Genomic DNA, 611 nt, shown 5'->3' with positions numbered 1-611 from the left:
TAGTGCTAAAAATGAGTGATGACGGAATTGAAGAGGCACAAAAATACCTGAAAGAAATATGGGCTGTTGAAGATGATTGCGATTTCTTCGAATGTACGCCAGATGAAGGTAAAAAAGCTTACTTACATCGTTTTGCGGCGGCTGGGGCTGCGATTCGCTACGAAACGATTCATCGCAACGAGGTTGAAGACATTGTTGCGCTCGATATCGCATTGCGCAGAAATGATGAAGAGTGGTTGGAAACTTTGCCTGAAGAGGTGAGCAAAAATCTGGTTCAGTCGCTCTATTACGGGCACTTCATGTGTTACGTCTTCCATCAGGATTACATCTTCAAAAAAGGTACAGATACCAAATTGATGAAGAAGCTGATGTTAGAGCACCTCAATAGTCGCGGTGCAAAATACCCAGCTGAACACAATGTGGGTCATTTGTACGAAGCAGAAAACTCATTACAGAAGTTCTACCACGAGCTTGATCCAACCAATACTTTTAACCCGGGTATCGGTAAAATGGACAAATATAAGCGCAACTGTAACTGCTGTGCTTAAGACCTTGTTTTGAAAATTAGAGTATTAGGCTTATATATCTGAGATTCATCAAACATAAACACC

1 pseudogene is annotated in these 611 nt (G+C 41.4%); it reads left to right on the top strand.

What is annotated here, in order from left to right:
* Window positions 1-548, top strand: a pseudogene (locus R8N49_RS28570) (D-lactate dehydrogenase); the annotation flags it as partial.
* Window positions 549-611: the final 63 nt, after the last annotated feature.

The organism is Vibrio sp. 1978 (assembly GCF_033344345.1).
The sequence above is the reverse complement of the archived record's forward strand: the minus strand, read 5'-3'. Positions and strand labels throughout refer to the sequence as shown.